The sequence below is a fragment of the Streptomyces sp. NPDC058051 genome, assembly GCF_042885475.1.
Classification (GTDB): Bacteria; Actinomycetota; Actinomycetes; order Streptomycetales; family Streptomycetaceae; genus Streptomyces.
Window position 1 is genome coordinate 46,525 of the sequence record NZ_JBHVRW010000006.1, and the last position, 20,312, is coordinate 66,836.

General features: G+C 69.1%; 16 protein-coding genes. 3 read left to right on the plus strand and 13 right to left on the minus strand.

The features are described from left to right. Window positions 1-147: 147 nt before the first annotated feature. The 3 genes from ACFVUT_RS12105 to pcaC are packed head-to-tail and all read right to left on the minus strand — an operon-like array spanning window position 148 to window position 2,937. Window positions 148-927 (minus strand): exodeoxyribonuclease III, encoded by a 780-nt coding sequence (locus ACFVUT_RS12105; protein ID WP_389652230.1) that lies wholly within the window; start codon window positions 925-927, stop codon window positions 148-150. A 48-nt stretch (window positions 928-975) separates the two neighbouring features. Beyond that, window positions 976-1,632: an MBL fold metallo-hydrolase gene (locus tag ACFVUT_RS12110; RefSeq protein ID WP_389652227.1), complete on the minus strand. Its 657-nt coding sequence runs from the start codon at window positions 1,630-1,632 to the stop codon at window positions 976-978. A gap of 12 nt (window positions 1,633-1,644) precedes the next feature. Beyond that, window positions 1,645-2,937 carry a 4-carboxymuconolactone decarboxylase gene (gene pcaC / locus ACFVUT_RS12115; RefSeq protein ID WP_389652225.1) on the minus strand — a complete coding sequence of 431 codons (1,293 nt, stop codon included), beginning with the start codon at window positions 2,935-2,937 and terminating at the stop codon, window positions 1,645-1,647. A gap of 382 nt (window positions 2,938-3,319) precedes the next feature. Between pcaC and ACFVUT_RS12120 the strand changes: the two genes are divergently transcribed. Continuing rightward, on the plus strand, window positions 3,320-4,129 hold the full coding sequence (locus ACFVUT_RS12120; protein WP_389652222.1) for an acyltransferase: 810 nt from the start codon (window positions 3,320-3,322) through the stop codon (window positions 4,127-4,129). Between the two features lie 133 nt (window positions 4,130-4,262). Here ACFVUT_RS12120 and ACFVUT_RS12125 read toward each other — a convergent pair whose 3' ends face one another. The 4 genes from ACFVUT_RS12125 to ACFVUT_RS12140 all read right to left on the minus strand — a co-directional run bounded on the left by ACFVUT_RS12125 (window position 4,263) and on the right by ACFVUT_RS12140 (window position 9,704). Then, complete coding sequence (locus ACFVUT_RS12125) at window positions 4,263-5,336, minus strand: NAD-dependent epimerase/dehydratase family protein (protein WP_389652219.1); 1,074 nt, start codon at window positions 5,334-5,336, stop codon at window positions 4,263-4,265. Continuing rightward, on the minus strand, window positions 5,333-6,049 hold the full coding sequence (locus tag ACFVUT_RS12130) for a 2-C-methyl-D-erythritol 4-phosphate cytidylyltransferase (protein ID WP_389652217.1): 717 nt from the start codon (window positions 6,047-6,049) through the stop codon (window positions 5,333-5,335). The genes ACFVUT_RS12125 and ACFVUT_RS12130 overlap by 4 nt, the downstream gene beginning before the upstream one ends. Before the next feature lie 3 nt (window positions 6,050-6,052). After that, window positions 6,053-7,624, minus strand: coding sequence for a CDP-glycerol glycerophosphotransferase family protein (locus ACFVUT_RS12135; RefSeq protein ID WP_389652214.1), 1,572 nt, complete (start codon window positions 7,622-7,624; stop codon window positions 6,053-6,055). A gap of 934 nt (window positions 7,625-8,558) precedes the next feature. After that, window positions 8,559-9,704 (minus strand): epoxide hydrolase family protein, encoded by a 1,146-nt coding sequence (locus ACFVUT_RS12140; RefSeq protein ID WP_389652210.1) that lies wholly within the window; start codon window positions 9,702-9,704, stop codon window positions 8,559-8,561. 63 nt (window positions 9,705-9,767) lie between these two features. On the opposite strand from ACFVUT_RS12140, the gene ACFVUT_RS12145 reads away from it, so the two are divergent. Continuing rightward, on the plus strand, window positions 9,768-10,736 hold the full coding sequence (locus tag ACFVUT_RS12145; RefSeq protein ID WP_389652207.1) for a helix-turn-helix transcriptional regulator: 969 nt from the start codon (window positions 9,768-9,770) through the stop codon (window positions 10,734-10,736). 495 nt (window positions 10,737-11,231) lie between these two features. Then, window positions 11,232-11,774: a hypothetical protein gene (locus tag ACFVUT_RS12150; protein ID WP_389652204.1), complete on the plus strand. Its 543-nt coding sequence runs from the start codon at window positions 11,232-11,234 to the stop codon at window positions 11,772-11,774. A gap of 204 nt (window positions 11,775-11,978) precedes the next feature. On the opposite strand, the gene ACFVUT_RS12155 is transcribed toward ACFVUT_RS12150, so the two are convergent. The 6 genes from ACFVUT_RS12155 to ACFVUT_RS12180 form a co-directional block, all read right to left on the minus strand. Continuing rightward, the gene (locus ACFVUT_RS12155) at window positions 11,979-13,205 is read right to left on the minus strand and encodes a cytochrome P450 (RefSeq protein ID WP_389652202.1); all 1,227 of its coding nucleotides are present in this window, start codon (window positions 13,203-13,205) and stop codon (window positions 11,979-11,981) included. Window positions 13,206-13,240: 35 nt separating this feature from the next. Next, window positions 13,241-14,419, minus strand: coding sequence for an NAD(P)/FAD-dependent oxidoreductase (locus ACFVUT_RS12160; protein ID WP_389652199.1), 1,179 nt, complete (start codon window positions 14,417-14,419; stop codon window positions 13,241-13,243). After that, on the minus strand, window positions 14,416-14,616 hold the full coding sequence (locus tag ACFVUT_RS12165) for a ferredoxin (RefSeq protein WP_389652196.1): 201 nt from the start codon (window positions 14,614-14,616) through the stop codon (window positions 14,416-14,418). Before ACFVUT_RS12165 ends, ACFVUT_RS12160 begins: the two co-directional genes overlap by 4 nt. Beyond that, entirely contained in the window at window positions 14,600-15,295 is a 696-nt protein-coding gene (locus ACFVUT_RS12170) for a TetR/AcrR family transcriptional regulator (protein ID WP_389652194.1), read from the minus strand. Before ACFVUT_RS12170 ends, ACFVUT_RS12165 begins: the two co-directional genes overlap by 17 nt. A gap of 5 nt (window positions 15,296-15,300) precedes the next feature. After that, on the minus strand, window positions 15,301-16,521 hold the full coding sequence (locus tag ACFVUT_RS12175; RefSeq protein WP_389652191.1) for a cytochrome P450: 1,221 nt from the start codon (window positions 16,519-16,521) through the stop codon (window positions 15,301-15,303). Between the two features lie 525 nt (window positions 16,522-17,046). Further along, a complete protein-coding gene (locus ACFVUT_RS12180; protein WP_389652188.1) occupies window positions 17,047-20,259 on the minus strand; it encodes a penicillin acylase family protein in 3,213 nt (1,070 codons plus the stop codon). Window positions 20,260-20,312 lie beyond the last annotated feature (53 nt).

The window sequence follows — 20,312 nt, forward strand, 5'->3', positions numbered from 1 at the left end:
CTGTCCTGGTCACAGCAAGCAGCCAGCAAGCGGGATAAGGACATCGACCACGGTATCGGCGAGCACTGACATCGACGGGCCGTCCGAGTCGCCGGGCGCCGAAGGCCCTCCGTGCCGGAACCGGACCGGACCCGGCGCGGACGGACCTCAGAGGTCGAGGTCCACGACCACCGGGGCATGGTCCGACGCACCCTTGCCCTTGCGCTCCTCACGGTCCACATAGCTGTCCTTGACCGCTGCGGTGAAGGTCGTGTTGCCGTAGACCAGGTCGATGCGCATGCCCTTGTTCTTCGGGAAGCGCAGCTCCCGGTAGTCCCAGAAGGTGTACGGGCGGTCGTACTTGAGCGGGCGCGGCATGACGTCGGACAGGCCCTCCTCGCGCAGCGCGGTCAGGGCGGCGCGCTCGGCGGGGGTGACGTGGGTCGCGCCCTCGAACAGCGCCGGATCCCAGACGTCCTCGTCGGTCGGGGCCACGTTGAAGTCGCCCAGGACCGCGAACGGCAGCGAGCCCGCGGCATCCGCCGCGACAGCCTTCTGCAGGGCCTCGAACCAGCGCAGCTTGTACGCGTAGTGCGGGTGCTCGATCTCCCGGCCGTTGGGCACGTACACCGACCAGACGCGGACCGGTCCGCAGGTCGCGGAGATCGCCCGGGGCTCCTGCACGCCTTCGTACTCCGGCCCGCCGGGCAGTCCCGTGACGACGTCGGACAGGCCGGCCCGGGAGACCAGTGCGACGCCGTTCCACCGGCCGGTGGCGTTGACCGCGGACTCGTAGCCCAGCTCGCGCAGTGCGTCCGCCGGGAACTGCTCGGCTGTGCACTTGGTCTCCTGGATGCACAGCACATCGGTGCCGGTGCTCTCCAGCCAGGCCAGGAGCCGTGGGAGCCGGGCGGTGATCGAATTGACGTTCCAGGTGGCGATGCGCATGTACGTAAACCTAGCGGCTCCCACGGACAGCCGACGGACCGGCAGCGGTCACAGCCCGGTCGAGTCCCCCGGAGCCAGCCTGCCGTGGTCGGTGCCGCCGAGGCTGCCGATCTGGGTGTCGTAGACCGGGCGGGCCAGGTCGGTCAGCAGCGCGTCGTGGATGTCGATGGCGCGGCGCGGCTTGACCTCCCGTACGTAGTCGATGACCTCGGAGATCTTGTTCCACGGGGCCATCACCGGGAGCATCAGCGTGTCGACGGGCTGTTCGGGGACGGTGAGGGCGTCGCCCGGGTGGAAGACAGAACCGTCGACCAGGAAGCCGATGTTGGTGATCCGCGGGATGTCCGGGTGGATCACCGCATGCCACTCGCCGTGCACCTGCACCTCGAAGCCCGCCGCGCTGAAGGTGTCGCCGTGGCCGACGGTGTGGACACGGCCGGGGAAGGCCGCCGAGAGCTGGTCGGCGACGCTGCGCAGGGTCCAGATCTCGGCGGCCGGGTTGGCCTCCATACCGGCGCGCAGCCGGTCCTCGTTGAAGTGGTCGGGATGCTCGTGCGTCACCAGCATCGCGTCGGCGTCGACGGTGGCGTCCTGCTCCGAGAAGCCGCCCGGGTCGATGACGAGTGTCCGCCCGTCCTTCTCCAGACGGATGCAGGAGTGCGTCTTCTTGGTCAGTGTCAGGTGCACGGGGTTCGCAGCGTTCATGAACCCATCCTGCTACGGACGGGGCGTGGTTTCTTCCTGGATCACGGTCTGGGCGAGGGAGAAGGCGGCGCTCGCGGCCGGTACGCCGCAGTACACGGCGGTCTGCATGAGCACTTCCTTGATCTCGGCCGGGGTCAGGCCGTTGCGCAGGGCGGCTCTGACGTGCGCGGCAAAGCTCTCCAGCCGGCCGGAGGTGACCAGCGCGGTGAGCGTGACACAGCTACGGGTGCGGCGGTCCAGTCCCTCCCGGGTCCAGACCTCGCCCCAGGCGTAGCGCGTGACCAGTTCCTGGAACTCGTCGGTGAAGCCGTCGGACGCGGCCAGGGTCCGGTCCACATGGGCGTCGCCCAGCACCTCGCGGCGGACCTTCATGCCGGGGTCGTGCGGGTCGGCGCGCCCGGTGGCCCCGGTCGCGGGCAGAGGTGTGGCGGCGGTGATCTCCGCGACGGGAAGCACGGGGGCGGAGAGCTGCGGGGCGGAGAGCTGCGGGGCGGCGGGCGGGGCGGGGATGGCGGCGAGGGTGTCCTGCCAGGCCGTGGAGAAGTGGGTGAGGAGCAGATCGGTGACGGCGCCGGGCTGTTCGACGGGGGCGAGGTGGGAGGCGCCGGGTACGAGGGCCAGCCGGGCGTCCGGTATGCCCGCGACCAGGGTGCGGGCGTCGGCCGGTCCGGTGACCTGGTCCTCCGCGCCGACCAGGACGAGGGTCGGGACGGTGATGCGGCCGAGCTCGCCGCGGATGTCGAAGGCGGCGAGGGCTTCGCAGGAGGCGATGTAGCAGCCGGGGTCGGTGGTGCGGACCATCTGGACGGCCCACTCGACGATGGCGGGCTGGGCGGCGGCGAAGCCGGGCGTGAACCAGCGTTCCGGTGCGACGCGGGCCATCGGCTCCAGGCCGTTGGTGCGGACGACCACTCCGCGCTGGCGGAACTCGTCGGCGCTGCCGAACCGGGGTGAGGCGGCGACCAGGGCCAACGAGGCGACCCGGTGCGGATGGCGCAGCGCGAGGTCGGCGCCGATCGCGCCGCCGACGGAGCAGCCCGCGTACCCGAAGCGCTGCACACCGAGCCCGTCGAGGGTGGCGAGCAGCCGGTCGGCGAGTTCCCCGACGGCGGTCGCGGGGTGGGCGGGGGCGCCGCCGTGGCCGGGGAGGTCGAAGCGGAAGACTCTCCAGTGCTGGGTGAGCTCCGGTATCTGCCGGTCCCACATGTGCCAGGTGGTACCGAGGGAGGGGCCGATCACCAGCACTGGTGCGTCTTCTGGTCCGTCAAAGCGGTATTGCAGGGTCTCTGCCGTCGTCTCACTCACCCGTTCAGACTCCCATCTCTCACAACCGCACGGTATGTCCCCCCCGGCCCGCCCCACACTGTGGCACCTTCACGTAGCTCCTCCACACCCGGTACGAGCGGTACGCGCGCGAGGCGATCAACCGGGTCGGTACCTCGGCGCGGGAGCACATCCCCACGACCGACCATCTACGCGATACACGCCCTGGACTACGGAGAACACGCGAACCGGGCAGCGCTGGAGGTCTCGATCCGGCAGCCGATGTTGCGCCCTCGATCGGTTCGAACACACCGGGGTTCAGCCGCACAGCCATCTGATAGCTTGAGCCAAATTCGCAGGCCCGAACGGAGGTACGAGGGGCAGATCCAACCTTGACCCGGTCAAGGGCACCCCTCAGATCACGATGCTGCAACTGCACAAGCTGGAGCGCTACAAGGACGATCAGGGAAACGAGATCGTCTACGACGGCGAGATCGTTGAGACCAAGATCGATATCCGGTTCAAGGGCTCGAACAACAGACTCGTCATCAGCCCCCAGGCAGACATCAAGGACCTGCTCGTCACCTTCTCGGGAGACAACGGCCAGATCGAGATCGAGCAGACCACGAAGAAGCGCGCAGGTCTCCGCTTCGAACTGCGCTGCGGGCACGAGTCCCGGATCCGGATCGGCGAGAACGTGGGCTGCGCCGGCCGCGCCTTCATCTCCGCCGTCGAGGGCGTTTCGGTGACGATCGGTGCCGACGTGATGTTCGCCAAGAACATCGAGGTGCGCGGCGACGACACCCACCCGATCTTCGACGTGCACACCGAGAAGCGTGTGAACCCGTCCCAGTCGATCGTCGTGGGCGAGCACGTCTGGATCGCGAAGCACGCGGTCGTGATGGGCGGCGTCACCATCGGCAACGGCTCGGTGATCGGCTTCCGCAGCATCGTCACGTCGAACATACCCAACAACTGCGTCGCGGTGGGATCACCGGCGCGAGTGGTGCGGCGGGACATAGCCTGGGAGCGTCCCGAGGTCGTTCCTCGCCGCCCGAATGAGCTGTATCCGCGCAAGGGCGAGAAATCCCCGCAGTACTGGAATCCCACCGATGACGACGCGGTTCCGGGGAATCCGGTGGTGCGCGCGCAGCCCAAGGCGCAGCAGCGGCGGCTGGTCCGGTACCTTCCGGCCCCGGTGCGCCGGCTGGCCAGGAAACTCCGCTCCTCCTGAAGTGCCCACGTTCAGCGATTAAGTGACGTGACGTCACATGGCCTCGGGCGCGGACTTTCGTCCGCGCCCGAGGCCATGTGCGTCCTGTCGGCTTCCGTGGATCCGTGTCGGTGGCGAGCCGACACGGGATTCGCTAAAGGCCCGGGGCGCTCGACTCCAGATGGGTCACCATGCGGTTCAGTCCGGTCGGAAGATCGACCACCGGGCTCCAGCCGAGTGCGGCAAGCCGTGCGCTGTCCAGACCCTGCTTCTTCGTCAGGCTGTAGGAACGCGCGTCGGACTCATGGGTGAACCGGAGCTGCTGTCCGCGCTCCGGGCGCACCTCGGTGAACAGCTCCGCCAGCCGCCGGATCGAGACCAGACCGGACGGGTCCGCGACGTTGTAGGCCACCTGGTCACCGCAGAGCAGCGCATAGAACAGCCCTGCGATGGCGTCGGCCACGTAGGTGTAGGTCCGTACGCCGGAACCGTCGCTGTTGAGCACGATGTCCTTGCCGGCCACCACGTTCGCCGCGAAGTCGGCCTGGACCCGCCCGTCGTCGAGTGCCATCCCCGGCCCGTAGACGTGACCGAACCTGACGACGCGGCTGTCGATGCCGTACTGCGCCTGGTAGGTCGCGCAGATCGTCTCCGCGGCGCGCTTTCCCTCGGCGTAGCAGGCCCGCGGGTTGAGGATGTCGAAGCCGCCATAGCTCTGCTCGTCGATGAGCTCGGTCTCCGGCGGCTGGGCACCGTAGACCTCCGCCGAGGACATCAGCAGGAATCCGCGGCTGGCCTTCGCCACACAGAGGTCGAGCAGGTGGAACGTGCCCAGCAGGTTCGCCTTGATCGTCATGACCGGCTGGCTGCCGTGCAGGGCGGGCCGCGCGGCGCTCGCCCCGTGGATCACGTAGTCGACGGGGCCGGACAGTTCGAGCGGAGTCGCCACGTCCTGGACGACGAGGTGGAAGTCCGGGCGGTCGATCACGTCCGCGAGCAGCCGTCTGGCCTTCGCCTCGTTGCGCACCAGACCGTGCACGATGATGCCCGCGTCGTGCCGGTCGTTCAGCGCGAGCAGGGTGTAGACGACATACGACGGCAGCATGCCGCTCGCGCCGGTGACCAGCACGGTGCGGCCGGAAAGCTCACTCCACGGCAGGTCGCGGTCAAGGATCTCATCGAGGTCGTGCGCCACGACCGAGCTGGAGACGGTGGTCACTGGAATCACGTACCTACGATCTGCTGGTTCTCAAGGATCTCGAAAAACGTCCGGCACAGGTAGAAGTCCTCGGCCGTCGTGATCTTGATGTTCGAGCGGGGGCCGACCACGCGGTAGATCTTGTGACCGTACCGGTGCATGAGGGAGCACGAGTCGATGGTGTCGTGCTCGTCCTCCGCGACCGCCCGGTCGTACAGCGAGAGGATCTCGCCGAGCCGGAAGCTCTGCGGGGCCTGGGCAGCGTATATGTGGTCGCGCGGGATCACGTCGTCGATGTGCTCGTGCTCACTCGACACCACGGTCTCGTTGAACTTGGTGCAGGTGATGGCCGAGCCGTGCTCCCGGACCGACTCGATGTTGGCGCTGATCAACTTGGCGTCGATCAGCGGGCGCACGCCGTCGTGGATCAGCACGACGGTGTCATCGGGGCAGTCCGCGGCGACCGTCTCAAGGGCCCTGTGCCGCGACTCCTGACCGGTCCGGCCGCCGTCGATGATCCACTTGACTTTCTGGATCTCGTATCGCTTCAGCAGCTTCACCATGTGCTCGCGGTACTCGGCGAGTATCGCGATGGCGATGCTGTCTATCTCGGGGTGCGCCTCGAAGTGCTCAAGGGTGTGGATGATGATCGGCTTGCCCTGGACTTCCAGGAACTGCTTCGGGAGGGCGCGGGAGTTCATCCTCGACCCGATGCCGCCGGCGAAAAGCAACGCAACGTTCATGATCTATTCCTCTGACTGGTCGCTGAGCGGCTGGTCGCCCACAGTCGTGTCGTCCGGGACGGAATCGAGCCACCGGTGCCGGCCGCCCGTGTCCCTGCCACCGTGATCTCCGACCACCAGCCAGTCGATCACCCGGTCCGCCGAGTTGGTGTCGACGTAGTCGAAGTTCTCGCGCCGGAACTCCTCGACCTTCGAGAGGTCGAAGTCCTCGTCCTGCAGAGCCTTGAGCAGCTCGTCGAAGGTCACGCAGATCTTGCCGGGGGCGACGGTGTCGTAGTCGCGGTGGAATCCGCGGATCACCGAATACGTGTCCTTGTCGTACGCGTAGAACAGGATCGGCTTGTCGAGCAGCGTGTACTCGTAGATGACCGACGAGTAGTCGGTGACGAGCACGTCGGTCACATGCAGCAGATCGTTGGTGTCGGGGAACGACGCGAAGTCGATCAGCCGGTCCGCGTACTCGGCGGGGATCGGCGGGGGCTCCGCGATGAAGTGGTGCATCCGGAAGAGCACGACGTACTTGTCGCCGCAGACCTCGTGGAGCTTCCCGAAGTCGATGCGGTCGTAGTCGTAGTGCGCGTCTCCTATGCTCTTCCCGCGGAAGGTCGGCGCGAACAGCACGATCTTCTTGCCCCGGAGTTGCGGGTGTGCGGCGAAGAAGTCGTCAGTGACCTTCTGGGAACGCTCCTTGTCGAGGAACGTGTCGATGCGGGGCAGGCCGGTCGGTACGACCGCCGACTCCTCGATGCCGAACGCCTCGGCGTACACCGGCACAAGGTGCTTGGACCCGGTGATGACATGGGTGTACTTGCGGTGGGCGTTGGACAGCTTCGGCGAACCGTACTTTCCGAACCGGCTGTACCCGACCGCCTTGAAGCCGCTTCCGGCGTGCCAGAGCTGGATGATCTTGGTCTCCGGCGAAATGCTCAGGTTTCCGAGAAGCCCGAAGTAGTCGTCCATCAGCACGGTGTCCGACGTCGCGAGCAGATAGATGAGACGAAGCGTGCTCCACTTGTTCGCCGTGTCGGGTACCCGGAACGAGCGGCGGAACGTGTACTTCTCGTCGAGGCCCCGCTCGATCATCCGGTCGTGGACACGCGCCAGGTTGCCGCCGAGGGCGGTGCGCATTTCGGAGGCGAACAGAATCCGGTTGCCGCGCGGGGGATTCAGGCGGCGCGCGGCCCAGTAGAAGCGGTTGGCGATCTTGCGGCGCCGGGGCCGCGACATCACCTTCAGTGCTATTCGCTTGCCGAGCGGCTTCTTCACCACGTTCTTGCTCGGCCCCGCGCCGCGGAACAACTGGTACGTCCGCATGAGGAATTCGGGGTTCTCGTCGTCGTCCGATATCCCGAACGCGATCACGTAGACGGAGCGGTTGCGGTCGTAGAGGAAGCTGCGGGAGTCGACGTCGAGCCGGTCCGCGGCCGTGAGGTCGAAGGTGGCGGCAGGCAGTCGCTCGTCACCGGCCACCGGAACGATCCGCCACGTGCCGTTGGGCACCTGGCGCCGGTTCTCAAAGTTGGTGACGTTGATCTCCAAGCGGTGCTGCCCGGCTTCGATTTGCCGAGAGTTCACGGGGAATTCGCGCTCGTTGTCAACAATCAAGAACCGGAGAGCACTAGGATCTCCAGTGAAGTCCGAGACCGTCACAACAAGAGCAAGATGTATACGCTCCCAGGAAATCGCCGCTATTGAGCAACCCGCCATCGTCATCCTTCCGTTCGTGAACCGTCGCGCCTTCTACGAGGCCTGCGCGACGGCTACGGAGCCTGTCAGCGCCAGATGGGACGGTGACCGGAGCATAGCGTACCGACTCTCCTCAGCCCTCCTTGGCCGACTGCGGAGAGCCCCTGATCTGGGCGGACGACGCCGTCCGCGATTTCGCACGGCAGCGGCCCGAATACTCTTCGCAGTGCACATTCATCCCGTGCCCCGCTCCGAAGTGCACCAGAAGGCGGGCCCGGACTGCGCTCGACAGAGCCGACGATGTACACCTGCCCGGCCGTCCGCTCCCGGCCCACGGCGATCAGGTCGCTCTCGGGGATCTTCGACGAGCCATATCGCCCCATTTCAACGGCACTTCGCGTTCCTGCCCGAGATCCGGGCACCACGTGGGCGAAACGCCGAAGCCGGCCAAGGGCCGTCCGGCCATGCGGGACCAACCGATCGGTGAATGGGTCCGGAACCCGTTCATCGAACGCCTCGCGTTCCACCGCAGGGCGTTCGGTGGCGTCCGCTCGTCCGTCCGACCCTCTCATCTCCCACGGGGGCTCAGATCTCCGGGGCGGACTCACGTCGGCCTGGTCCCGATCTCAGGCGATCCGTCCGGATTCTCCCGTCGTCTCAGGCGATCTGGTCGGGGTGATCTGGTCGGGGTGATCGCTGTGCGGTGCCGTTGGACGGGTCCGCTCCGGGACTGCCGCAGGTCAGGACGCACCCGGACGGTGCGGCCCGGGCAGTTCCGGCCTGGCGCTCCATGCCGTGGACTGCCCGGGCATTCTCGCGGGTGTCAGCCGGTGAGTGCGCCGAAGAAGGCGCGGACGTCAGTGACGAACGCCTCGGGCTGCTCCAGCGCGAGGAAGTTGCCGCCGCGCTCCAGCTCGGTCCAGTGGGTGATGTTGTGGTCGCGCTCGGCGAAGCGGCGGATGGCGATGTCGGTGTCCAGGGCGACGGCCACTCCGGTCGGGACGGTGCCGCGCGCCTTCGGGGCCCAGGCGCTCGCGTCGTGGCCCGACTCGTAGTAGAGGTTCGCCGAGGAGCCGGCCGTGCCGCTGAACCAATAGACGCTGATGTTCGTCAGCAGGCGGTCGCGGCCCACGGCATCCTCGGGGAGCTCAGCGGCGGGGTCCGTCCACTCCTTGAACTTTTCGGCGATCCAGGCGAGTTGGCCGACCGGCGAGTCGTGCAGTCCATGAGCGAGGGTCTGCGGGCGGGTGGACTGGATGGCGTTGAAGCCCATCTTGTCCTGCTGGAAGTTCTCCATCCGGGCCAGCCGCTCCTCCTCGGGCCCGGTCAGCCCGTCGAGTTCGGCGGGATCCCCGGAGGGGAAGGTGACCAGGCCGTTGACGTGAATGCCGATGACCCGGTCGGGTGCCTGGCGCCCCATCTCGGCGGCGGTCCAGGCGCCCCCGCCCGTTCCCTGAACGCCATAGGCGCTGTAGCCGAGACGATCCATCAGCTCGACGAACGCGCCCGCGATGCGGCCGGTGTTCCAGCCGGCCTCGCCGAGCGGGCCCGAGAAGCCGGTGCCGGGCGTCGAGGTCACGATGACGTGGAAGTCCTGCGTCAGCGGTCGGATGACCTCCACGAACTGGACGAACGAGCAGGGCCAGTCATGCAGGAGAAGCAGCGGGACGGCCGTCGGGTTCTGCGAACGGACGTGCAGGAAGTGGATGTTCTGGCCGTCGATCTCGGTGGTGAACTGGGGGTACTCGTTGAGCTCCGCCTCCGCCTTGCGCCAGTCGAAGGCGTCGGCCCAGTACGCGGCCAAGCCCTTGAGGTAGTCGGTGGGCACGCCCCGGCTCCAGCCGGTGCCGGGGATCTCACTGCCCCAGCGGGTACGTGCCAGCCGGTCGCGCAGGTCGTCCAGTTCGGCCTGCGGGATGTCGATGCGGTACGGGCGGATCCGGGCGTCGGTGTTGCTGCTGGTCTCCATGAAGAGAACGGTAGGCTGGATATAGGTACGTTGCTTTCCTAATGACACCTCAGGCTGGGCTTTATGCTTGATACTTCCGCGCGTTTGCTGCGTCTGCTCTCCCTGCTGCAGACCCCGCGGGCCTGGCCGGGATCCGAACTGGCCGAGCGCCTCGGGGTGAGCGGCCGTACCGTCCGCAACGACATCGACCGACTGCGCGAGCTCGGCTATCCCGTGGACGCCACACGCGGCGCCACCGGCGGCTACCGGCTGGCCGCCGGCGCGGCGATGCCCCCACTGCTTCTCGACGACGAGGAGTCCGTCGCGGTGACGATCGCGTTGCGCATCGCCGCGCAGGGCGCCGTCCCCGGCACCGAGGAGACCTCGTTGCGGGCGCTGGCCAAGCTGGAGCAGGTGCTGCCCGCGCGGCTGCGCCGACGGGTGCGGACGCTCCAGGCGTACACCGTGGCCGTACCGGCCGACCGTCCGGTCCCGGCTGTCTCCGCGGATGTGCTGACCACTTTGGTGTCCGCCTGCCGCGACCGGGAACGGCTGCGCTTCGACTACCTGGACCACTCCGGCTCCTCCACCCGGCGCGTCGTGGAGCCGCATCGGGCGGTGAACTGGGGACGGCGCTGGTACCTGGTGGCGTGGGACGTCGAGCGCGAGGACTGGCGGACCTTCAGGATCGACCGGATCCAGCCCCGCACCCCGACCGGACCGCGCTTCGCCCCGCGCGACCTGCCCGGCGGCGACATCGCCGCGTACGTCTCCCAACGGGTGTCGAGCGCCGCCTGGCGCCACCACGCGCGGGTGACCGTCCATGCCCCGGCGACGGCGGTGATCGAGCGGATCAACCCCGCGGTCGGCACCGTCGAGGCTGTCGACGCCGACAGCTGCGTCCTGACCACCGGTGCCGACACAGTGCAGACCCTCGCCGTCCACCTGGGCATGCTCGACTTCGACTTCGACGTCACCGAGCCGGAGGAACTGGTCACTCACCTCCGCCGGCTCGCGGGCCGCTATGCCCGCTCGACACCGCCGACCCGCTGAGGCGACCCCCGGGAATTCTTCACAGGCGGCTTCGCGAAGATCCTCTCCGCCCGGCCGGCCCGCCGGAACGGCGGGTTGCCCGGGTCGGGTCTCATCGGTCCACGCGGTTGCCGCGACGGCGGTCGGGATTCAGAGTGGAAGGGGAGTACGCCCTCGCCTGCGGGATCGGACCGCGTGGTGATCGCTCTCGGAGCCGTTCCGCTTGGCGTGGGCGTCCTGACCGGCGTCGACGTCACGTCCCGTGGGCGGCCGGGATCATTCTCGCGGCGGTGGGAGTCGTCCGCCGGATCCTCGGCTTCCCGGGGCACGTGCTCGCCGGGCACTACGGGCAGAGCGGTGCCGGACCGCGTCGTCGGCCCCCTCGACGGCGCCCGTCCCCCACCCCGTACACACATCGCTCCACAAGGGCCGCGGGCGAGCGGTACAGCCGACGGGAAACCAACAGAACCCCTTTCGGCCGCACGTCGGTATCGGCCAGGGGCGAGCGGAGGAGCCATGTCGATCGGAACCATCGTGGCCATCATCGTCGTGGTCGTGGTCGTGGTGTTGTTGTGCGCACTCGCGGCCTCACGCATCGCGCGCAGACGGCATCTGAAGCAGCAGTTCGGACCCGAATACGAACGGGTCGTGGAGGAGGAGAAGAGCCGCTCGTCCGCCGAACGGGAATTGCGCGAGCGGGAGCAACGCCATGACGCGCTGGAGATCAAACCACTCTCGTCGGCGGACAGGGAGAAGTACGCCGCGGGCTGGCACCAGGCGCAGGAGGAGTTCGTCGACCACCCGGACGACGCGGTGCATGACGCCGACAGGCTGGTGACCGCGCTCATGAGTGAGCGCGGCTATCCGACGCGGGGATTCGAGCAGCAGGTCAGCGACCTGTCGGTCGAACACGGTCGCACCCTCGACAACTACCGGGCCGCTCACGAAGTCAGTGCCCGCAGCAGTCGGCACGAGGCATCCACGGAGGAACTGCGCGGCGCGATGGTCCACTACCGAACCCTGTTCGACGAGCTGCTGCACAACGGTCAGCGGCGCTGACCCGCGACCGGGGCCGTTCCTTCGGACCGGATGTGAGGAGAGGAACGGTCCGAAAGCCAGTGGCAGCGAGGTGAGGAGGTGGCGACCGAGGAACTGCGCGTCGCCCTCCCACGCTACCGTTCGTTCTTCCAGCGCTTGCTGAACACCTGATCCCGATGCAACCCGCCGCTCCACCGACCGTGCCGCGCGGAACTCCCCGCTCTCCTACCAGGTGATGGGCAGTTCGTGGACTCCGTAGATGACGGCGTCGTGCTTGAAGGGAATGTCGTCGACGGCGACGGCCGCGCGCAGGGTCGGGATGCGGCGGAAGAGGGTGGGGTAGACGACCTGGAGTTCCATGCGGGCCAGGGGTTGCCCGACGCAGTGGTGGGTGCCGGCCCCGAAGGCCAGGTGCGGTCGGGCGTTGCGCGTGATGTCGAGGGTGTCGGGGTCGGGGAAGGCACGGGGGTCGCGGTTGGCGAGCTCGCTCAGGAGGATGACGCCGTCACCGGCCCGGATGGTCTGCCCGGCGATCTCGATGTCCTCCAGTGCCGTTCGCCGTCGTCCGAGGTGGACGATGGAGAGGTACCGCAGCACTTCCTCGACCGCTGCGGCGATCACCGTGGGGTCGTCGGTGTCGCGGACGACCGCGAGCTGGTCCGGGTGTTCCAGCAGCAGGAGCGTCCCCAACGTGATCATGTTGGCCGTGGTCTCGTGTCCACCGAGGAGCAGGAGCACTCCCATGACGGATGCTTGACGTTGCGTCAGTTCTCCGTCCCGGATCCGTTCGGCGAGGGACGAGAGCAGGTCGTCGCCCGGTTCGGTCAGCTTTCTGCCGACGAGTTCGTCCAGGTACTCCGCGAGGTTGGCGTGAGCGGCCTGCCGCGCCGCGGGCTCGGCGACGGAGGAGACGATGGTCTTGCTGTTGGTCTGGAAGAACGCGTGGTCGTCGTAGGGGACGCCGAGCAGGTCGGAGATGACCAGTGAGGGGATGGGGAGCGCGAGGGCCTGGACCAGGTCGGCCGGTCGGGGCCCGGCGAGCATGTCGTCGATGAACGCGTTCGTCATCCTGAGCACTGCGGGGCGCAGGGCTTCGATCCGTTTGATGGTGAAGGCGCCGCTGACCATGCGGCGCAACCGGGCGTGTTCGGGGTCGTCCATGCCCACGAAGCTCATGTCGGTGGAGCCGCTGTGCGCGTTCTGGGGGTCGACGGGGCTGGGGAAGCCCGGGTTCGTGAAGTCCGCGCTGAGCCGGTTGTCGGCGAGCAGGGCCTTCTGTTCGGCGTGGGTGGTCACCACCCAGGGGGTGCTGCGGCCCCAGGACGACACGCGCGTGACGGGGCCGTGGCCCGCGAGGGCCGTCATCTGCGGGGACACGCCGAACGGGCAGGAGGCGGCGCGGGGGTGGGGGAACGCGGGCAGGTCCGCGGTGTCGGGCACTGGCGTGGTCATGGGGTTCCTCGACGGTCAGTGGTGGGGTGGCCGGTTCATGAACGGGTGAGACGGGATGGAGGCGCGAGCACCTGGCTGTGGAGACGTGTCTGCTTGGGCATGTTCCAGCCGATGACGGCGGTGGCTCCCTGAGGCCCGTCGCACCGGGCGACGAAGCGGCCGTCGTCCCCGCTCTCGACGACGGTCAGGGCGGCGTCGGCGGTGGGGGTGCCGAACACCTGGATCTTCACGTCGAACTGGTCGGTCCAGAAGTAGGGAAGAGGCGTGTAGGGGCGCTCGTCCCCGAGGATGTTCGCCGCCACGGTCGCGGCCTGAGTGGTGGCGTTGGTGCGGTTCTCCAGCCGCATGTGCAGGCCGAGTTCCTGGTGGTGGAAGCGGGCGGCGTCCCCGGCCGCGTAGATGCCGGGGGCGGCGCGGCACTGTGCGTCGCAGACGATGCCGTCGTCCAGGCGCAGTCCGCCGGCGGCCAGCCACTGGGTGTGGGGCTCGCTTCCGATGGCGGTCACGACCACGTCGGCCGGAAGGGTTTGTCCACCGGGCAGGCGCACTCCGGTGACGCGGTCGTGTGCGTGCGTGAGGCCGCTGACGGTGGTGCTGTTGATCAGGCGTACACCGTTGCGGATGTGGAGCTGTGCCAGCAGCGCGGCGATACGCGGGCCGAGCCGGCCTGCCATCGGCCCCGGCCCGCTGCCGACCAGCGTCGTGTCGAGACCGAGGCCCGCGCAGGTGGCGGCGATCTCCGCGCCGAGCACTCCGTTGCCGATGACGACGACGTGCCGGGCGGAGCCCAGTTCGGTGCGCAGGGCGAGCGCCTGGTCGAGTGTGTGCAGGACATGCGTCCCGCGGAGGACGGGAAGGCCCGGCAGACGGCGGGGTCGCAGTCCGGGGCTCAGCACGACGGCGTCGGCCCGCAGCGTCCGTCCGCCGCGCGTGCGGACGGTGCGGGTCCGCACCTCCAGGTCGACGGCCTCGTCACCGAACAGGAGCTGGGCGTCCAGCGCGTCCAGCGCCTGGGGAGTGCGCAGGTGGGCCCGCTCGGGTTCCCAGATGCCCGCGAGGATCTGCTTCGACAGCGGCGGCCGGTCGTGAGGCGGTCCGGGCGCCGCGTCCAGCAGGGTGAGTCGGCCCTGGTAGCCCTTGCGCCGCAGCCCTTCGGCGGTGCCGAGACCGGCGGCGGACGCCCCGACCACCAGGACGCTGTCGGGGACGCTCACGCGTCCTCGCTGAGGTGGATGGCAGCGGCCGGGCAGACGTCCGCGGATTCCCTCACGGCGTCGTGCTGGTCGGCTGCCGGGGCGGAATCCAGGAGTACGACGATGCCGTCCTCGTCGCGCTGGTCGAAGACCTCGGGCGCGATCATGACGCACTGTCCGGCGCCGCAGCACTTCTCCTCGTCAACGTGGATCTTCATGTTCCTGGTGTTCCTTCCCGAAGGCGGTGGGGGGTTCGGTGGGGCGGGAGACGGGGGCACTGAGCAGCCCGCCGAGGGCGTCCGTCAGGGCGTCGGCGGTCTCGTCCCAGGAGCTGTGCAACAGGCCGGCGCTCCTGGCCAGGGCCCGTTCGCGTTCCGCGCAGGTGTGTGTGATCACGTGGCGGGCCATGTCGCCGCGGGCGGCGCGGACCTGGCGGGGCAGATGGCCCAGGTGGCGGCCGAGCCCATCGAGGATCCGGCCCAGGTGGGGGCGGGTCAGCGCCTCGTCGGTGACCAGGGCGCGCATCACCGGGTCGGTCATGACCTGGACGGAGAAGCGCGCGTTCCAGGAGGGGACACCGAGCGAGGCGAGATGGTCGGTGACGGGGACGACCAGGGCCCGCACCCAGCCGGTGAGACCGTCGACGGCCGCGGCCTGTGAGGCGTACCGCCGCCGGATCTCGTCGACCTGTTCGCCGTGCCGGGTCATGATCGCCTGGACGAGGTCGGTTCTGCTGCCGAAGTGATAGCTGACAGCGGTGACATTGCGCTGCCCGGCCGCTTCGGCGATCTGACGGTGGGAGACAGCCGACAGCCCCTGCTCGGCGAAGAGGCGTTCGGCCGCTGCCAGGATCGCGTCACGCGTGGCGGCGGTGCGCAGGGTTCGGGTGGCGGGCACGGCGCTCACCAGGTCACCGGCAGTTCTCTCAGCGGGGCGGTGAGCAGCCCCTCGTGCGCCCGCAGGGCAGCGGCGTCCACGCCGAGTTCGAGGGTGGGCAGTCGGCGCAGCAGGACGCTCAGGACGACCTGCATCTCGGTGCGGGCCAGCGGCTGGCCGAGGCAGGAGTGTGATCCCGCCCCGAAGGTCAGGTGCGGATTGGGGCTGCGGCCGATGTCGAGCGACTCCGGATCGTCCCAGGCGCGCTCGTCCCGGTTGGCCGCCGCCATGCTGCACACCACGGTGCTGCCGGCCGGCACCACGTGACCGGACAGCTCCGTGTCCTCGTGCACATAGCGGAGCATGCCGAAGTTGCTGCCGTTGGGGTCGAAGCGCAGGCTCTCCTCCACGGTCTGGCGGACCAGGGACGGTTCGGCCAGCAGCCGCTCCCAGCGCCGCCGGTCGGACAGCAGGTGGGCCACCATCAGGGCGATGAAACCGGCGGTGGTCTCGTGCCCGGCCAGGAGCAGGGCCTGTCCCGTGGCCACCAGCGCGTCTTCGCTCATCGGTCGGCCGTCGCCATCGGTTCCGGCCATCAGCTGGCTGAGCAGGTCCTCCCCCGGCCGGGCCTGCTTGTCCCGGACAAGGCCCGCCATGTAGGCGGCGAACTCCTGGTGCGCGTCGGCGGTTTCCTCGCGTGTGTAGCGCGTGGTGGTCAGGAAGGTGTCCGACCACGCCTTGAAGCGTTCGCGGTCGCCCTCCGGCACCCCGAGCATCCGGCAGATGACGTACACGGGCAGCGGGAAGGCGAGATCCGCGACGAGGTCGCCCGGCGCTCCGCGCTCGGTCATGGCGTCGATGAGCTCGTTCGCCATGGACTCCATGTCCTGCCGCAACGCTCCCATGCGTTTCGCCGTGAACCACTTGCCCACCATGCGGCGCCACCGATCATGGCCCACCGCGTTGAGGGTCTGTGCCATGGGGCTGTTGAAGATGCCCTCCGAGTCGCCCGCTGTCACACGAGCCGCGTCGGAGCCGGCCAGCCCTTCCCTGCTGAAACGGGGATCCGACAGAGCGGTACGCACATCTGCGTAGCGGGTGAGCAGCAACGCCTCGTCACCGCTGGGCAGCGTGACCGGCGCGACGGGACACTGCTGCCGCAACTCCGCCCACCGGTCCGGCGGGGTCAGGGCCGATGGCGCACTCAGCGGATACGGCAGGGCCTGGGGCCTGGCGGTGTCATTCACTGAAGAGTCCTCCTCAAGCCGCGCTGCGAGTCTTTCGCCGCTTCGGGTGGAAGCAGCGCAACGTTAAATCAGTCGCCTGACTTAACGTTGTTGTTGGCAACTGGTTTCGGACATGATGCGGACCTCGACTCCGCTCGGGCCGACAGCACACCCGGCCGCATCCGTCGGCACGCCCCGTTCCACCGCAACCGTTGGCGCGGGGCCTCAGCGGCACGGAAACGGCCGTGCCGTCGCGGCCGTGCCCCCTCGGCCGTAGAGGGTGAGGGATTGGCGTGAACTGACGGCCGCCGGATGGTGCGGTCTTGACGCAGCGGATCTCCACCCACGGCTCCGGCGCCCCGTGCGCGCTCCCGCATCCGCGCCCGTGTCCGAAGGAAGACGGGCGGCGTGACCGAGGGCCGGGAGCGGGTCTCCCCCGTCCCAGCCCTCGGCACGCCCCGGCCCCGCGAAACCGCCTGGTCGCGGACGGTCTGGCGTCAGCGGTCAGCGGTCAGCGGTCAGCGGTCAGCGGTCAGCGGTCAGCGGTCAGCGACCGTAGATGCCTATCTCATTGAGTGAGTAGCGGTTGTCCGTGCCGCGCACGAGGCACGAGATCCGTACGTAGCGGGCGCTGCCCGGGGTGAAGGCACGGTTCTCCACGCCGCCCCGGCCCGCCGTCGTGGTGTGCACCGTCCTCCAGTTCGTGTTGTCCGTCGACACGTCGATCCGGTACCCGAGCGCGTACTGGTCGGACCAGTCGAGAGTGACGCGGCCGACCTGGTGGGCGGCGCCGAGGTCGACGGTGATCCAGGCGGTGGCGACGGTCTTGCTCGCCCAGCGGGTGGTGGGATCCTGGTCGATGGCCTTCCTGGGCGGGTAGGAGACGACGACCGCGTCCTGGTAGTCGGACGCGCTGACGCTCGCGCCGACGGCGAGGTCGGCCAGGTCGTCGGTGCGGCGTGCCGGGAACTCGACCACCTGCTGATAGGTGGGACGGTTCTGCCAGGCGATGCGGGGCACGGTGATGCCGCCCAGCGGCCGGTGGACGATCGCGTCGGCGCACACCTGGTTGCCCGCGTCGCAATACGTGTCCCCCGGGTACACGGCGTTCGCGGGGGTGGCCGCGGCGGTGGTCAGGGTGGAGAGCAGGACCTGCCGGCAGTCCGCCACCGAGCCCGCCCCGCAGTACTTCCTGTCGAGCGGGCTGCCGACGGTCCTGCCGAGTACGGACCGCAGGTCCTTGTCGACGTACGACCACCATCCGTGCTGGAACGCCGAGCCCTTGTGGGCCTCGCTCGCGGCGATACCGCCGGCGGCGCCGCCGGTGCCGTTCTGGCCGCCGGAGGGCGACTCGTTGACCGGGGCGACGGCGGTCAGGGCCCGGTAGAGGTCGTCGCCGAGCCCGGGCGTGAACTCCCCCTCGACGAGGAGCGGCCACCAGGCGTCCAGGATGCGGATCGCGTCGGCGTGGGCGTAGGCGCCGGAGCCCTTCGCGGTCTCCCTGCGGTTCGATCCGGCGGTGTTCCAGGCCCGCAGTTTCGCCACGGTGGCGGACAGGGCGGGATCGGTGACCTGTGCGGTGTCGATGACGTCGAGGAGGGTGGGCAGCACCTGCTCGGCACGCAGGTCGACGGTCGCGGCCTCCTCCATGGCCTTCACCAGATCGGTACGGGTGACGCCGCCCGCCGCGACAAGGGCGGAGACCCGGGTGTCGAGGATGTCCGCGCGGTGGACCGAGCCGTTGCCCCAGGCCGAGGCGAAGCCCTTGGCCTGCTTGTTGTTCCAGCTGATGTAGTAGTCCTGGTCGACGGATTGCGGGTGCTCGGCCGACGGGGTGACGGCCGAGGTGTTGGTGACCGGATCCCAGTCCTGCCACTCGTACGCGGTCCCGGCCAGGATCGGCTGGTCAGGATCGGTGCCGGTGGCCCGGACGGGGTTGATGCCGGAGTTGTAGTAGGCCGTGTGGTCGGCGTCCGCGTAGAACCAGTTGAAGGTGTAGCCGATGTTCTCCGCGGCCTTCTGGAAGGTCTGCGCGGAGGTGATCTCGGCCGGATCGTTGAACTGCTGGAAGCCGATCACCGAGTCGACGTCGTGGTGGTACGTGGAACGCAGCGCGGTGAAGGCCACCGGCTTCCCGCCGACTTCGCCGGTGTGGGTGACCAGTCCGTACGCGCTGCGCCGGCTGACCAGGTCGTAGGCGCCGGCCGCGGTGGCGTCCGCTGTGGTGGCGGTCCAGCTGTTGCGCTTGGTGAGCGTCTCGAAGGGGGTGCACACCCCGCGCAGCAGGTAGTTCGGGGAGGCCGTGGTGGGCGTGGCGCCCGAGGGCTCGCAGAGCTCCACGGCGAAGGTGTCGGTGATGTCCTGGTTGGCGGAGGTGGGGCTCCAGGAGTAGTCGAGGCCGCGGCCGATCTCCACGTAGAAGCTCAGACCGGGGAACGAGGCGCCGCGGGCGCGCAGCCCGGGCCCGTCGAGCTCCTGCACCATGAGCAACTGCGGCGCGTAGTAGCCGGTCTGTGGTCCGTAGACGGCCACCGGGTGGCCGGAGGCGGTGTGCTCGCCCGACACCACCAGGGCATTGGACATGCCCTTCTTCGCGGTGATCAGGTCGGCGGGCAGCACACCGGTGGCCGCGGTGGCCGTCGTCGCGCCCGTTCCGGTGCCGTTCCGGGCGTGGGCGAACGCCTGGACCGTGCCGCGCTCCGGGACGGCGACGCCGGTCGGGGAGGCCGGGGAGTTCGCGTAGGGGAAGGTGCCGTTGTGCTGGGTGGTCGCCGCCTCGGAGTCGGTCTGCGCCCGCCACGCGGCGTAGGCGGTGTTACCGGCCGCCGTGCCGTAGCGCTGCTGGAACTCCAGCTTGGCGAGGGCGTTCTCGACCTCGCCGCCGCCTCCGCCGCCGAAGATCGCCCCGACGACCGAGGCGATCGCCACCACGTCGGTGGCGGTGAAGTCCTGGATCGACGAGCCGTGGCCGGTCAGCTCGTACTCACCGGGGTAGGTGGTGGCCGCGACCGTGTCGTCGATCCACGCGTTGATGCCGGACACGTAGTTCTGGATGTCCTGGTACGCCTGCGCGCCCTTGGCGCCCGAGTCGCGGACGCGTTCCAGCTGGGTCCGGAGATCGTTCTCGGTGTACGGCGCCACCGCCCACAGGCTCTGTTCCAGGGCGCGGTTTCCGGCCGCGCCGCCCGCGAAGGACGACAGCTCGCCGCGGCCGACGTGGCGCAGGACGTCCATCAGCCACAGCTTGTCCTCACCGGCCGCGTACCCGGCGCCGAACTCGGTCGCCGCGCGGGTGGTTCCCTTGATGTGCGGGGTGCCGGTCGCCTTGTCGCGGGTGATCGTGACGTCGGACCGCGGGGACTTCGTACTCTCCACCTGACCGGCCGGCACACCCAGGGAGGCGTCGTTGAAGTAGGCGGCGAGCTGGTCCTCCGTCAGTCCTGAGTAGTCGTGCAGCAGGTTGTCGTACGGCTCGATCTGGTCCGCGGAGTGCTTGGGACGGGTGCCGACGGTCTGGTGCAGCAGGATTCCCGCGAGGGTGGCGTGGCCGTTCTGCCCCGCCGGAAGGATGTCCTGGCACTGGCCGAGGCAGGGGTCGCCGGCGGCCGGGAGGGGATCAACACCCGCGGCGGCCTGTGCGGGGCCGGCGACGAGCAGAGGGGCGAGCAGCGCGGGCGCCACAAGAACGGAGACGAGGGCCGTACGGAATCTCGTTCGACGGCGGGGCAGGGGTGGGGGTGGGACGGAAGCAGGGGTCACCGGGGCCTCTTCAGCAACAGGGTTACGGGGGCGCACTGTTGGGCGCGCGCGAA